Origin of the sequence: Streptomyces sp. RK62, from assembly GCF_018070255.1 — a bacterium.
Lineage (GTDB): Bacteria > Actinomycetota > Actinomycetes > Streptomycetales > Streptomycetaceae > Streptomyces > Streptomyces nigra.
The window spans coordinates 59780-73316 of the sequence record NZ_JAGPYD010000004.1 but is presented as its reverse complement, the minus strand read 5'-3'; the positions used below and the strand labels follow the sequence as shown (position 1 = coordinate 73316).

14 protein-coding genes are annotated in these 13537 nt (G+C 70.4%); 3 read left to right on the top strand and 11 right to left on the bottom strand.

What is annotated here, in order from left to right; genetic code table 11:
* Nucleotides 1–63 precede the first annotated feature (63 nt).
* The gene (locus KBY32_RS09125; protein WP_210979743.1) at nt 64–2475 is read left to right on the top strand and encodes an MMPL family transporter; all 2412 of its coding nucleotides are present in this window, start codon (nt 64–66) and stop codon (nt 2473–2475) included.
* Between the two features lie 12 nt (nt 2476–2487).
* On the opposite strand, the gene KBY32_RS09120 is transcribed toward KBY32_RS09125, so the two are convergent.
* The 11 genes from KBY32_RS09120 to KBY32_RS09070 form a co-directional block, all read right to left on the bottom strand.
* The gene (locus tag KBY32_RS09120) at nt 2488–3252 is read right to left on the bottom strand and encodes a TetR/AcrR family transcriptional regulator (protein ID WP_055621650.1); all 765 of its coding nucleotides are present in this window, start codon (nt 3250–3252) and stop codon (nt 2488–2490) included.
* Between the two features lie 23 nt (nt 3253–3275).
* Nucleotides 3276–4289, bottom strand: a complete 1014-nt coding sequence (locus KBY32_RS09115; RefSeq protein WP_308293685.1) for a peptidase — start codon at nt 4287–4289, stop codon at nt 3276–3278.
* Nucleotides 4290–4468: 179 nt separating this feature from the next.
* Nucleotides 4469–4975: a thiol-disulfide oxidoreductase DCC family protein gene (locus tag KBY32_RS09110; protein WP_210979567.1), complete on the bottom strand. Its 507-nt coding sequence runs from the start codon at nt 4973–4975 to the stop codon at nt 4469–4471.
* A gap of 12 nt (nt 4976–4987) precedes the next feature.
* Complete coding sequence (locus KBY32_RS09105) at nt 4988–5395, bottom strand: hypothetical protein (RefSeq protein WP_055621652.1); 408 nt, start codon at nt 5393–5395, stop codon at nt 4988–4990.
* Nucleotides 5396–5515: 120 nt separating this feature from the next.
* Nucleotides 5516–5926 (bottom strand): VOC family protein, encoded by a 411-nt coding sequence (locus KBY32_RS09100; protein ID WP_055621653.1) that lies wholly within the window; start codon nt 5924–5926, stop codon nt 5516–5518.
* Nucleotides 5927–6151: 225 nt separating this feature from the next.
* Nucleotides 6152–6748 carry a Uma2 family endonuclease gene (locus KBY32_RS09095; protein WP_055621654.1) on the bottom strand — a complete coding sequence of 199 codons (597 nt, stop codon included), beginning with the start codon at nt 6746–6748 and terminating at the stop codon, nt 6152–6154.
* Nucleotides 6749–6900: 152 nt separating this feature from the next.
* Nucleotides 6901–7662, bottom strand: coding sequence for a succinate dehydrogenase iron-sulfur subunit (locus KBY32_RS09090; protein WP_055621655.1), 762 nt, complete (start codon nt 7660–7662; stop codon nt 6901–6903).
* Complete coding sequence (gene sdhA, locus KBY32_RS09085; protein WP_055621656.1) at nt 7662–9416, bottom strand: succinate dehydrogenase flavoprotein subunit; 1755 nt, start codon at nt 9414–9416, stop codon at nt 7662–7664. The genes KBY32_RS09090 and sdhA overlap by 1 nt, the downstream gene beginning before the upstream one ends.
* A gap of 23 nt (nt 9417–9439) precedes the next feature.
* Nucleotides 9440–9922 (bottom strand): succinate dehydrogenase hydrophobic membrane anchor subunit, encoded by a 483-nt coding sequence (locus KBY32_RS09080; protein ID WP_055621657.1) that lies wholly within the window; start codon nt 9920–9922, stop codon nt 9440–9442.
* A 5-nt stretch (nt 9923–9927) separates the two neighbouring features.
* The gene (gene sdhC / locus KBY32_RS09075) at nt 9928–10308 is read right to left on the bottom strand and encodes a succinate dehydrogenase, cytochrome b556 subunit (protein WP_078504082.1); all 381 of its coding nucleotides are present in this window, start codon (nt 10306–10308) and stop codon (nt 9928–9930) included.
* 189 nt (nt 10309–10497) lie between these two features.
* Nucleotides 10498–11022 (bottom strand): 2-oxo-4-hydroxy-4-carboxy-5-ureidoimidazoline decarboxylase, encoded by a 525-nt coding sequence (locus KBY32_RS09070; RefSeq protein ID WP_055621658.1) that lies wholly within the window; start codon nt 11020–11022, stop codon nt 10498–10500.
* A 215-nt stretch (nt 11023–11237) separates the two neighbouring features.
* On the opposite strand from KBY32_RS09070, the gene KBY32_RS09065 reads away from it, so the two are divergent.
* Together KBY32_RS09065 and KBY32_RS09060 are read left to right on the top strand one after the other, a co-directional pair.
* Nucleotides 11238–12848 carry a glycoside hydrolase family 20 protein gene (locus KBY32_RS09065; RefSeq protein WP_374224920.1) on the top strand — a complete coding sequence of 537 codons (1611 nt, stop codon included), beginning with the start codon at nt 11238–11240 and terminating at the stop codon, nt 12846–12848.
* Between the two features lie 76 nt (nt 12849–12924).
* Complete coding sequence (locus KBY32_RS09060; RefSeq protein WP_210979566.1) at nt 12925–13428, top strand: hypothetical protein; 504 nt, start codon at nt 12925–12927, stop codon at nt 13426–13428.
* Nucleotides 13429–13537: the final 109 nt, after the last annotated feature.

Sequence of the window (13537 nt, the reverse complement as noted above, 5' to 3'; positions counted from 1 at the left end):
AATGCTGTTGCGCAGGACCTGGGGGACCATCCGACCGACTAAGGAGCGTTGAGCGTGACGGCATTGGCACGGTGGTGCTATCGGCACCGGCTGGTGGTCCTGCTGCTCTGGCTGGGGGCGCTGTTCGGCCTGGGCACGGCGAGCTCGCAGGCCGGCACGAACTATGCGGACGTCTTCTCCCTCCCGGACACCGACTCGGCGACCGCGTACGACCTGATGGAGAAAGCCTTCCCGGAGCGTGCCGGCGACACCGACACGGTGGTGTGGAAGGTGGACGAGGGTTCCGTACGGGACGCGTCCGTACGGTCCCGGATCGAGCCCGCCCTCGAGGAGATCGGGCGTATGAAGGGCGTCGGCGAGGTCACCGACCCGTACGCGGAGCGGGGGGCCGCGCAGATCAGCCGGGACGGGACGATCGCGTACGCGCAGGTCACCTTCACCGAGCAGGCCAACGCCGTCCCCATGGAACTCGTCGAGGACGTCGTGGACACCGCCCAGGCCGCCGAGCAGGACGGTCTGGCGGTCGAGCTGGGCGGGCAGGCCATCGCCCGCACCCAGGAGCCCCCGCAGGGCACCGCGGAGGCCGTCGGCATCCTCGCGGCCGCCGTCGTGCTGTTCCTCGCGTTCGGCTCGCTGTTCGCGATGCTGCTGCCGATCGTCGTGGCCGTCGCGGGCGTCGGCACCGGAATGATCGCCACGATGCTGATGAGCCACGTCACCGACGTGCCCGAGGTGGCCCCGCTGCTCGGCTCCCTGATCGGCCTCGGCGTCGGCATCGACTACGCCCTGTTCATCGTCACCCGGCACCGGCGCGGCATCCTGCGCGGGATGAAGCCGGAGGAGGCGGCCGTGACCGCCCTCAACACCTCGGGGCGGGCGGTGCTGTTCGCGGGCGGCACCGTGTGCATCGCCCTCGCCGGGATGCTCGTGATGAACATGCGCTTCCTGGACGGCGTGGTCGTCGCGACCTCGCTCACCGTCGTCCTGAGCGTGCTGGCCGCGATCACCCTGCTGCCGGCCCTGCTCGGACTGCTCGGCATGCGGGTGCTCAGCCGCCGGCAGCGCGCCCGGCTCGCCGCGGCCGGACCGGAGCCCGCGGAGACCAGCGGGCTCGCGGCGCGCTGGTCGGCGTTCGTGCAGCGGCGCCCGCGCCCGGTCGTCGCGATGGCCGTCGTCGTCATGGCGGTCCTCGCGATCCCCGTGCTGTCGCTGCGGCTGGGCGCCACGGACCAGGGCAACCACCAGGAGTCCACGACCACCCGGCAGGCCTACGACCTGCTCGCCGAGGGCTTCGGGCCCGGCTTCAACGGCCCGCTCCAGGTCGTCGTCGACGGGGACGCGCCCGCCGGCCTGGTCGAGGGCATCCGCTCCACCGAGGGTGTCGCGCAGGTCGCGGCCGTCCCGCCCGCCAACGGGGTCACCGTGATCCAGGTCGTGCCGGACACCTCACCGCAGTCCGAGGAGACCGACGCGCTGATCGACCGGCTGCGGGACGACGTGATCCCGCAGTCGGGTGCCGAGGCCCATGTGGGCGGGGTGACGGCCGTGTTCAAGGACTTCGCGGCGGTGACCGGCGACCGGCTGCCGTACTTCGTGGCGACGATCATCGCGCTCGGCTTCCTGCTCCTGCTGGTCGCGTTCCGCTCGCTGGTGGTGCCGCTGACCGCCGCCCTGATGAACCTGATCGCGGCCGCCGCGTCCTTCGGCGTGCTGGTGGCGATCTTCCAGTGGGGCTGGGGCACCGAGCTGATCGGCGTCGGCAAGGAGGGCCCGATCACCTCGTTCCTGCCGGTCATCATGCTCTCGCTGCTGTTCGGCCTGTCCATGGACTACCAGGTGTTCCTGGTGAGCCGGATGCACGAGGAGTGGGTGCACACCAAGGACAACGCGCGCGCGGTGCGCGTCGGCCTCGCGGAGACCAGCCGGGTCATCAACTCGGCCGCCCTCATCATGATCTGCGTGTTCGGCGCGTTCGTGCTGAGCGGCGACATGGAGGGCGCGATGGCCGGCATCGGACTCGCGGCGGCCGTCGCCCTTGACGCCTTCATCCTGCGCACCGCGCTGGTGCCGGCCGCGATGCATCTGCTCGGCAGGGCCAACTGGTGGCTGCCCGACTGGATGGAGAAGCGGCTGCCGCATCTGGCCGTCGAACCGGCGGAGGAGCCCGCGCCGGCCGAGGCGGCGCCCGCCGGCCCGTCCGCCACCTCGGTCGTGCACGGCTTCGTCCTCACCGCCGACGGCGAGCCCGTCGACGGCGCGGCGGTGACACTGCTCAGCAAGGGCGGCCGGCAGCTGGACCGGGTCACGTCCCTGGCCGACGGGTCGTACATCGTCTCGGTGCCCGGCCCGGGCACGTATCTGCTGGCGGCGAGCGCCCCGGCGTACGGGTCGCGCGCCGCGCACGTGGTCGTGGGGGACGGGCCGCTCGTGCACGACGTCGAACTGACCGGGGACGAGGTCGACGCCGTCAACTGACCCGGCGGTCCCTCAGGGGCGCTCGTCGCGCGCGGGCGCCCCCGGGGACTCCTTCGCCGGGTCCGGGATCATCCGGGTCATGCCCGGCAGGAAGTCCGTGAACAGGTCGTGCACCTCGCGGACCAGGGGGCGCAGCACCCGGAAGCGGGCCAGCGACACCCCGCGCGCGGTGAGCCGGGCGCCGCGCTCGGCGAGCCGGTAGCTGCGCTCACGGCCCTCGGTCCGGTCGAAGATCCAGTACAGGACGAGTCCCATCTGGGAGAGCCACATCAGCTCGGGCAGGATCTCCCGCAGCTCCTCCGGGACCTTCGTCCGGGTCGCGCCCGCCAGCACCTGCCGGTGGATGCTGATGGCCTCCTGGCGCGCGTGCTCGGACTCCTGTGAGAAGGGGCTGAGCGGGCTGTCGGGGTCGGCGGCGTTCTTGAAGAACTGCACCGCGAACTCGTGGTACGGCGTGGCGATGTCCAGCCAGGCCCGCAGCACGCCCGCGAGCCGTGCCTCCAGATCCGTCTCCCGGGCCAGGATGTCCCGGACCGCCGCCTGGTGCTCGGCGGCGATCCGGTCGTAGAAGCCCTGGATCAGGTGCTCCTTGCCCTCGAAGTAGTAGTACGCGTTGCCGACCGAGACCCCGGCCTCCTGGGCGATCGCCCGCATCGTCGTCTTGTCGTAGCCGCGCTCCTGGAACAGCCGCATGGCGGTCTCCAGGATCAGCGCGCGGGTCTGCTCGGACTTGCTGGGCGTGTCGCCCTGCTCGGGGCGGTCGTTCTTCGAGGGCACGGAGCGAGCCTAACCATTGCGGATCAGGAGGACTGCGCCGCCTGGTAGAGGTTCTGCGCGTCGGCGCCGAAGTACGGGCCGTACATGCGGTTGGGCAGGAAGTTGTACTTGAAGCTGTTCACCGAGGACTGCAGTCCGGTGCCGGTCGCCTCGTTGAATTGTGTGAACCACGGGCCTCCGCTGGAGCCCCCGGTCATGTCGCAGCCCATGCCGTGGTCGTTGGAGAGCAGGAAGTCCCGGTTGGTCGTGCCGGAGCAGTAGATGAATTTCTGCCCGTCGTAGGGGGCGGCGGCCGGGAACCCGAAGGCGTACATGCGCAGGTTGTAGCCGGTGTTGAAGGCCAGCCCCTGCCCGCCGACGACGTCCGTGAGCCGCTGTCCGTCCAGCGGGGCCACGACCGCCGCGCCGACGTCGTAGTTGATGTCCTCGCTCGCCGTCCACTGCGGGGTGGACAGCGTCTTCGTCGCCGTCCAGCGGCCGTGCGGGGCCTGTCCGTCGTGGTAGCCGGGCACGAAGACCCAGTCGGTGTGCCAGGCGCCCTCCAGCTTCACGCAGTGGCCAGCCGTGATGACGGTGCTCTTGTTGGCGCTGGTGACGGCGTTGCCGGAGCAGGACGCCGTACGGCCCTGGTAGGTGAAGAAGACGCGGCCCGCCGTGTTGACGACGGCGCCGCCGCCCGTCCACGCGCCTCCGCCGTTCGGGAAGGCGGCCGGTCCGACGTCCGCCGTCCCGGCGGTGGGGGCGGTGGGCGCGACGGTGGCCGGGCGGCCCGCGCGCGGAGCGGCGTCCGTCGAGCGGGCGTCCGCGTCGAGGAGGTCGAGCGGGACCGCCGAGCGCATCCGCTCCGGGGTCCAGAAGTCGCGGGCCTGCTGCTGTGCCGAGGCCGGCACGGAGTGGACGCGGGCGGGGGAGGGGCCGGGCTCGGGGGCGGCGCCGGCCGGGGTGGCGAGGGCGCCGGCGGTGAACAGCGCGGTGACGCCGATCAGGACGCCGAGGGCGGGGCGGGGTATCCGACGGGTGCGGGGTGTGCCTCTCACGCGTACTCCTTCTGCGATGGGGGGCCCGGACCGCCCCGAAGGGCCGTCCGGCTGCGACAGTCGGTGCGATTGCGGAGTGCGGAACCGGGTGCAGCGTGCCAACCCGAACGCTGTTTTGGAAGGGTGCATGCCAAACCGGTTCGCGCGCCCCGCCGTACGCGCCCCCTCGTGTCCCCTGTTCACGAGGGAGCCGCGCACCTCCCGTCGGCACACCCCGGCGGGTGGTACGTCCACCCAGCCCGCCGGTCGTACACCCATCCGTCGCCGCGTCGCGGTGCTTGGCCGCCCCGGGCTTGGCCGCCCCGGCTCTTCGTCCCGCGCCACGCGGCGGCCGCGAGCACGGCCCCCCGGGCGAGCCGCGCCCCGGACGGGGTGCTCAGCCGGTGCGCGAGCGGCCGGTACTTCCGCAGCGCCCACAGGGTGACGACCCAGGCGTCGGCGCCCCGGTAGACCTGCCCGGCGTCACCGACCACCGTGATCTCCTCGAAGGTGCCGGCGTGGTCGAGGCAGGGGAAGCGCCGGCGGGCCTCGGCGGACCCGGCGGGCACCAGCTCCAGCGGCACCCACTGCGGCTGCCGTACGAGCCAGTCGCGGAGGAAGGTGCACAGGGAGCACTCGGCGTCGTAGAGGACGGTGAGCGCGCGGACCGGGGTCCTGGCCGCCCGGGCGGCCGTCTCGGCGGTCATGCCGGGCCCCGCTCAGGCCCCGGCCGTGGGGGCGGCCCAGCCCTGCGGCGCGACCGGCGGCAGCTGCTCGCGCTCCATCACACCGCGCCGCCGGATCTTGTTGAGGACGTAGACGTTGGCCAGGTGCATCACGCCGAGGACCAGCAGGACCACGCCGAGCTTGGTCGACAGGGCCTCGAAGATGCCGCGGGTGTCGAGGACGGTGTCGTCGTCGCTCAGATACAGCGCGACGAAGCCGAGGTTGACGAGGTAGAAGCCGACCACCAGCAGGTGGTTCACGGCGTCCGCGAGCTTCTCGTTGCCGTGCAGGACGTCGGCGAGGAAGATGCGGCCGTTGCGGCTGAGCGTACGGGCCACCCAGATGGTCAGCCCGATGCTGACGACCAGGTAGATGACATAGGCGATGACCGTGCGGTCCATGGCCCGGCCCCCTTCTTGAACGTGTTCAACTCGCTGTCGTGGATGACAGTAGACCTGTGTTTGAACACGTTCAACTCGATGGCGTGAGGCGTGCGTCACGCCGTCAGGGGGCTGCCGCCGTCAGGGCCTTCGGCCCAGCTCCGGACGCTTGGTGTAGTCCGTGAGACCGATGACGTTCCCCCAGGGGTCGGCGATCTCCACGGTCCAGCCGGTGGCCGTCGAGAACGGCTCGTCCAGCGGCTGCGTCCCCGCGTCCCGCAGGATCCGCGCCGCCGCCCGCGCGTCCGGCACCTCCAGCCACACGCGCGCGGAGGGCCACGGCGGGGTGCGCCGCCCGAACCCGTCCTCGTGCCGCAGCAGGATGCCGGGCGTCTCGCCCCCCACCTTCAGCAGGGCGATCCCGGCCTCGTCGAGCCGGAACCCGACGGTGAACCCGGCCCGCTCGTAGAACCCGACGGCCTCGGCGATATCGCCGACCGGCAGCAGCACGTTGTCGAACCCGAGCAGCTCGTAGGACTCGTCATCTGACATGGCGTCAGAATAAGGGGATGATCCACGGGATCCGGTGATTGTCAGTGCCGGTGCGTACGGTCGGAGGCATCCGGTAAGAAGGGGCACGCCGGGACGTGCGGTACTCCGTCGGCTCCCGAACGTTCGACGTACGCCCGCACCGACAAGGACGGCCGTGTCCTCCGCGGCTGACCTCCCCACCCGCAACGCCTTCGCCCCGCCGATCACTCGACCCGCGGGGCGGAGTCAGCTCCCGGCCTCCAGAACGGCCGCCACGTCCAGCGTGACCTTGGCCCCGATCGAGTCGGGAAGGGTCACGATCTCGCCGGGGGCGTGCGGACGGTGGTTCGCGTAGGTGTCTTCCGCGGGCTCTGTGAGCACGTGCAGTCGTTGGTGCTTGCGGTCGACGATGACGTACACGGGGATCTTCGCCTCGGCGTACGCGGCGACCTTGGTGCGCAGGTCCGTCCGGTAGTTGCTGGACGTCACCTCGACGACCAGCCGGAAGCACATGGGGTCGTAGCAGCTGTTCTCGGTGAGGTGGTCCTTGTAGTCGGCGTCCACCAGGGACAGGTCGGGGATCGCGTAGTCCTCGGCGGCGGTGGGCAGCCAGAGCCCGATGCCCTGGAGGAGTCTCGATTCCGTTCCGTGGAGGCCGGCGGAGACGAAGGGCAGCATGAGCTCTGTCAGGGCATCGGCGTGCGGTCCGTCGGGGGGCGGGGACACGAGGAGCTGGCCTCCGATGATCTCGACGCGGTAGCCCGGATTGCGGTCCATGAGGTGGTTCGCCTCCGCGATCAGCGGACGCTCGTTGTGGGGCCGCTCGACGGATGCTGCGGACATCGCGTGCCTCCCAAGGGCTGGTGCCGAGACCATCATGGTAGGGCGGCAAGGCCCGCACGCCGGTCTCCGTCGCGTTCACCCGCAGGTGTGGCATCAACACGAGGGCCCCGTTTCCGGTGGAAACGGGGCCCTCGGCGCACGTGCGCGGGGGATCAGTAGCGGCGCGTGATCAGGGCGCGCTTGACCTCTGCGATCGCCTTCGTGACCTCGATGCCGCGCGGGCAGGCGTCCGTGCAGTTGAAGGTCGTGCGGCAGCGCCAGACGCCGTCCTTGTCGTTCAGGATCTCCAGGCGCTGCTCGCCGGCCTCGTCACGCGAGTCGAAGATGAAGCGGTGCGCGTTGACGATGGCCGCCGGGCCGAAGTACTGGCCGTCGTTCCAGAAGACCGGGCACGAGGAGGTGCAGGCCGCGCAGAGGATGCACTTCGTCGTGTCGTCGAAGCGCTCGCGGTCCTCCGCCGTCTGCAGCCGCTCGCGCGTGGGCTCGTTCGTGTCCTTCGTGATGAGGAAGGGCATGACGTCCCGGTACGCCTGGAAGAACGGCTCCATGTCGACCACGAGGTCCTTCAGGACCGTGAGGCCCTTGATGGGCTCGACCGTGATCGGCTTCTCGGGGTTGATGTCCTTGATCAGCGTCTTGCAGGCGAGGCGGTTCTTGCCGTTGATCCGCATCGCGTCCGAGCCGCAGATGCCGTGGGCGCACGAGCGGCGGAACGTCAGCGTGCCGTCCAGCTCCCACTTGATCTTGTGGAGGCCGTCGAGGACGCGCTCCTTGGGGTCGATCTCCAGCTGGAAGTCTTCCCACACCGCCTCGGCCGCGACCTCCGGGTTGAAGCGGCGGACCCGGAACGTGACCGTGATGTAGGGGGAGGCCTCGGACTGCGCCTCGGCCTTGTCCAGTACGGGGGTTGCCATCAGTACTTACGCTCCATCGGCTGGTAGCGGGTCTGGACGACCGGCTTGTAGTCGAGACGAATGGACTCCGTGCCGTCGTCGCCCACCTCGCGGTACGCCATGGTGTGGCGCATGAAGTTGACGTCGTCGCGGTTCGGGTAGTCCTCGCGGTAGTGACCGCCGCGGGACTCCTTGCGGGCCAGCGCGGAGACCGCCATGACCTCGGCCAGGTCGAGCAGGTTGCCCAGCTCGATGGCCTCCAGCAGGTCCGTGTTGAACCGCTTGCCCTTGTCCTGGATCGAGACGTTCCGGTAGCGCTCGCGCAGCTCCGCGATCTTCTCGACCGCCGTCTTGATGGTCTGCTCCGTGCGGAACACCATGACGTTGGCGTCCATGGTCTCCTGCAGCTCCCTGCGGATGGTGGCCACCCGCTCGGTGCCGGTGGAGGTGCGCAGCCGCTCGACCTGCTCGAGCACCAGCTCGGCCGGGTTCTCCGGAAGCTCGACGAAGTCGGCCTTCTGGGAGTACTCGGCGGCGGCGATGCCCGCGCGCTTGCCGAACACGTTGATGTCCAGCAGCGAGTTGGTGCCGAGGCGGTTGGCGCCGTGCACGGAGACACAGGCGACCTCGCCGGCGGCGTACAGGCCCGGCACGACGGTGGTGTTGTCCGCCAGGACCTCACCCTCGACGTTGGTCGGGATGCCGCCCATGGCGTAGTGCGCGGTCGGCTGGATCGGGATCGGGTCCGTGTAGGGCTCGATGCCGAGGTAGGTCCGCGCGAACTCCGTGATGTCCGGGAGCTTGGCGTCCAGCTGCTCCGGCGGGAGGTGCGTGAGGTCCAGGTAGACGTGGTCGCCCTCGGGACCGCAGCCGCGGCCCTCGCGGATCTCCGTGTAGATGGAGCGCGAGACGACGTCACGCGAGGCGAGGTCCTTCATGACCGGCGCGTACTTCTCCATGAAGCGCTCGCCGTCCTTGTTGCGGAGGATGCCGCCCTCACCGCGGGCGCCCTCCGTCAGCAGGATGCCCATGCGCCAGATGCCGGTCGGGTGGAACTGGAAGAACTCCATGTCCTCCAGCGGCAGACCGCGGCGGTACACGGCGGCCTGGCCGTCACCGGTCAGGGTGTGCGCGTTGGACGTCACCTTGAAGAACTTGCCGGTGCCGCCGGACGCGTAGATGACGGCCTTCGCCTGGAAGACGTGGATCTCGCCGGTGGCCAGCTCGTAGGCGACCACACCGGCGGACTTCTTGACGCCGTCGACCTCGGTGATCAGCTGGTCCAGGACGTAGAACTCGTTGTAGAACTCCACGCCGTGCTTGACGCAGTTCTGGTACAGCGTCTGGAGGATCATGTGGCCGGTGCGGTCCGCGGCGTAGCAGGACCGGCGGACCGGGGCCTCGCCGTGGTTGCGGCTGTGACCGCCGAAGCGGCGCTGGTCGATGGTGCCGTTCGGGGTGCGGTTGAACGGCAGGCCCATCTTCTCCAGGTCGAGGACGGAGTCGATGGCCTCCTTCGCCAGGATCTCGGCGGCGTCCTGGTCGACCAGGTAGTCACCGCCCTTGACCGTGTCGAAGGTGTGCCACTCCCAGTTGTCCTCCTCCACGTTGGCGAGCGCGGCGGCCATGCCGCCCTGCGCGGCGCCCGTGTGGGAACGGGTGGGGTACAGCTTGGTCAGCACGGCGGTGCGGCTGCGCTTCGTCGACTCGATGGCCGCGCGCATACCCGCGCCACCGGCGCCGACGATGACGGTGTCGTACTTGTGGATCTTCATGGTCGGTTACCTCAGCCCCGTGCCTAGCGGATGTTCGGGTCGAAGGTGAAGATCACCAGCGTGCCCAGCAGGATGGTGAACACCGTGGCGGTGTAGAGCAGGCCCTTCAGCCACAGCCGGGTGTTGGCGCGCTCCGCGTAGTCGTTGATGACCGTGCGCAGACCGTTGGCGCCGTGGAGCATCGCGAGCCAGAGCATCAGCAGGTCCCAGACCTGCCAGAACGGCGAGGCCCAGCGGCCGGCCACGAAGGCGAAGCCGATCTTCGAGACGCCGCCGTCCAGGACCAGCTGGATCAGCAGGTGGCCGATGACGAGGACGACCAGCACGACGCCGGACAGGCGCATGAACAGCCACGCGGCCAGCTCGAAGTTGCCCCGGGTGGACCGGGGCGTCTTCTTGGTCCGCTTGCGCGGGGCCTCGATGAGCGGGGCCGGGTTGTCGACGTTGTAGAGCGAGTCACCCTCGACCGGGCCGATCCCGGAAGCGGTGGTTTCAGTCGTGGACATGTGCGTCAGCTCCCGAACAGTTCACGAGCGGCGTGGCCGAGGACGGGGTAGATCGCCCCGAGCATGAGCACGAGCCACAGACCGACGACGGACCAGAGCATCTGCTTCTGGTAGCGCGGGCCCTTCGACCAGAAGTCGACGGCGATGACGCGCAGGCCGTTGAGCGCGTGGAACAGGATGGCGGCGACGAGGCCGTACTCCAGCAGCGCGACGATCGGCGTCTTGTAGGTGGCTACGACCTTGTCGTAGTCCTCGGGGGAGACACGGACGAGAGCGGTGTCCAGCACATGAACGAACAGGAAGAAGAAGATGAGGACGCCGGTGACTCGGTGAGCCACCCAGGACCACATTCCTTCCCGGCCGCGGTACAGCGTTCCAGCCGGCACGGAAGTCCCTCCGGGAGCGGGGTATCGGGGCCTGCCGGCTTGTGCTGTCGGTCGGGCCCGGCCGGGTACGGTCCACCGGCCCCCAGCATCGTAGCGACGGTTGCCTGCGGCGCTTACGCCGGGCCTGGCGGTGTGATCAAACTGGCACGCGGATGGTCCATTCGCGCGGGTCGGGACGGAATGCCCGGGTCAGGCGAGATGGCCGATCAGCCGGCCCTTCGCGAGCCGCCGTAGTTCCTCGGCCGCGAGGACCCTTTCTTCCTCAGGATCGTTTGCCAATCGTGACCGGATGCCTGCCAAAACATGGTCCAGGCTCTCGGTGCCCGACAGGCCGTCCAGGCAGATAATGAACCCATGCCCGAATTTGGCCTCATATGCGGCGTACGCGGCACTCAGCGCTGTGTGCGCCGCCGCGTACACGTCCTCCGGCAGCGACGGCAGCCCTTCCGCCGCCAGCGCGCGCGCCAGCTCCGCCGGGGTCAGGTCGTACGCGGCCTCGTCGCAGGCGGCCAGCAGGGCGCCGAGGTCGGGGTAGGGGCGGTGGTCCGCCACCCGCTCGGCCCAACGGGCGCTGTGCAGGCAGGTCAGAAGGATGGCCCGGGCCTCGCGCGGGGGAGCGGCGTTGAACGGGCCCAGCCCGCCCGGAGGCGCTGTGCGGCTCTGCTCGGGCAGTGCGGGTATGGCCACTCGGCCAGGAAGATGTGTGGGCGTCACGTGGGTTTCGGCAGGGGAATTTGGGAGAGGAGTGGCGCCACGCTACCGACTGTGGACGTGAGGTGTCCGACCGATGCCCGAATTTCAGCCGAACGGGAGAGTTTCAGAACGTGTGCTGGACGGCTGACGATGCGCACAGGCCCTAGGTTGGCGCCGTGAGCCAGCACAAGCACAGGCGCCGGGCACCGGCGAAGAAGGCCCTGAAGCAGACGTGGGTGCTGATCGTCGCGGTGGTCCTCGTGACGGTCGGCGCGGGAGTGGGCCTCGGCCTCCTGGCGAGCGGCGGTGACGGCGACTCGGCCGGATCCGGTCCCCGCGGGTCGGCCCCGGGCGCCTCCGAGGGCGTCTCCGGCACCGACGGCGCCACCCCCTCGCCCACCCGGACCTACCCGCTCTCCAAGGCGCCCTCGACCATCCCGGCCGTGCGGTCCCACACCGCCGCGCGCGGCCCCGGCTGGAAGCCCGCCGACAAGAACCGGGTCGTCGTCAGCGACGACGAGCTCGCCGACGAGGGCCGGCTCCTCGCGGGCGAGCTGGACCTGACGTACGCGGGCCGCAAGGACGACGTCCGCGCCGGCGACGTACGGCTGTCGCTCAACGACGACGAGGGCGCGAACCCGGAGTCGTACACGATGACCGTCCGCGACGGGCGTGTCGTCATCAGCGGGCCCGCCGAGGCCGGCGTCTTCTACGGCACCCGGACGCTGAAGCAGGAGGTGCACGGCGGCGGCACCGCGCCCGAGGGCGTCGTCCGCGACGAGCCGGCCAAGCCGGTGCGCGGGTTCATGCTCGACATCGCCCGCAAGCACTTCACCGCGGACTGGATCGAGGACCGGGTACGGGAACTGGGCGACCTGAAGTACAACCAGCTCGGTCTGCACTTCTCCGACGACCAGGCGTTCCGCATCGAGTCCTCCTCGCACCCGGAGATCGTGTCGAAGGAGCACCTCACCAAGGCGCAGGTCCGCGCCATCGTGAAGCTGGCCGAGAGCCGGCACATCACCGTCGTCCCGGAGATCGACTCGCCCGGGCACCTCGGGGCCGTCATCGCCGCCCACCCCGATCTGCAGCTGCGCAATGTGAACGGCGTGCCGACGCGCGGCGCCATCGACATCTCCAAGCCCGCCGCCGCCGAGATCGTGGACGACCTGCTGAACGAGTACGCCGGGCTCTTCCCCGGCGACCAGTGGCACCTCGGCGGCGACGAGTACCAGGCGCTGGTCGTCTCGAATCCCGAGGCCTCCTATCCGCAGCTGGCCCGTGCCGCCCGCGAGGCCTTCGGCTCCGGCGCCACGGTCGCCGACCTCGCCACCGGCTGGGTCAACGACCGCGCCGACACCGTCCGCGCCCACGACCGCACGCCCCGCGCCTGGAACGACGGCTTCTTCCGGGACACGAAGGTGCAGGCCGACAAGGACATCCAGGTGGCGTACTGGACCGGCAAGGAGATCGGGGCCCGCACCCCCGAGGAGTATCTGAGCGCCGGCCGGAAGGTCATCAACTACAACGACGAGTTCCTCTACTACGTGCTCGGGGAGCCGCAGACCTTCGTCTACCCGACCGGCGAGCGGATCTACGAGCAGTGGACACCGCGCGTGCTGCGCGGGACCACCGCCGTCCCCGCCAAGTACGACGGCCAGATCCTCGGCGCCTCCTTCGCGGTCTGGTGCGACATCGCGAACGCCCAGACCCAGGCGCAGGTCGCGGCCGGCATCCGGATGCCGCTGCGGGCGATGATGCAGAAGACCTGGGACCCGGGCGAGCCGGACCTGTCCTGGACCGAGTTCAAGGCACTCGCGGACAGGCTGGACCGCCCCGCCGATTGACCCGAACGCCTGCGCACCCCCGTACGAATGTGGTGTATTCGGCCCGAGCCGACACCGATCACCGGGGGGACACCGGATGGGCTACTGGGGTTACTTCGTCGTGGGCCGCGGGGAGCGGCCGCTGGCGGAAGGGGAGGCGCTGTCCGGCGCCCAGGGGATGACGCTGCGCGAACGGGCGCCGGACGGCTGGCAGGTGTGGGAGTACCCGGGCGGGGACGACCGGATCGCGAGCATGAACGACCTGGCGGCCGAGACCGGGGCGCCCGCGCTGTTCGGCTATGTGATGGACAGCGCCGGCGTCGTCGTGGAGGCGGCCGCCCCGGACAGCGGCGCCTGGACCACCTGCCTCAACCGGGCCGCGACCGCCCGGCACCTCGGCGCCGGGGAGGACGGGCTCTCCCTGGAGGACTACTTCCTCGAACCGGCCGACGCCGCCGAGCGGGCCGTCGCCTGGGCCGCCGAGGCCGGGCACGAGGTGAACGCCGAGGCAGTGCTGGACGTACTCACCGCCGAAGCGGACTCCTTGGCCGAAAACCTCTTCTTCCGGCTGCTCGATCGGCTGGGTGTGGTCCCGCTGTGACACTCCGGGGCCGTCGCACGCAGTAAGGGGAAGTGCGGGCTCCGTGAGAAAGGAGCCCGGCTGGGGCCTGTGCGGGGGCCCCGCACCCTCGTAGATGACCCGCTTAGGG